Origin of the sequence: Pseudomonas sp. P7548, assembly GCF_013386585.1 — a bacterium.
Classification (GTDB): domain Bacteria; phylum Pseudomonadota; class Gammaproteobacteria; order Pseudomonadales; family Pseudomonadaceae; genus Aquipseudomonas.
Window position 1 is genome coordinate 1 of sequence record NZ_JACARO010000246.1, and the last position, 320, is coordinate 320.

The 320-nt window shown below is 60.9% G+C and carries 1 protein-coding gene; it reads right to left on the minus strand.

Annotation, left to right across the window (positions count from 1 at the left end; translation table 11 throughout):
- A partial coding sequence (locus HX803_RS32520) for a fimbria/pilus outer membrane usher protein (RefSeq protein ID WP_178926129.1) occupies positions 1-320 on the minus strand: 320 nt, incomplete at both ends.

Here is a 320-nt window from a genome sequence, read left to right on the forward strand (position 1 = left end):
AACGACAGGGACAGGTTGATCAGCGTGTCATTGTTCGTCGGCCCGTAGTTGCCGACATCCTTGGTATGGGTAGCACTGACGTTGTAGCTCACGTCGCCCCAGTAAGTGCTGTAGCCCGCTGACAGGCTTTGCGCGCCGCCGCGTCCCCAGTAGCGTTGATCGCTGGCGTTTACGTACACACTACCGAACTGCTGGTTGCGCCCCAGGCTCTGGTTGACGGTCAGGTCGGTGCGGGTTTTCGAGCTGCCCAGGCGTGTGCGGCCGTCGCTGCTCAGTTCCTCGACATGCTCGGTGAGGGTGCGATAACCCTCGGTCGAATA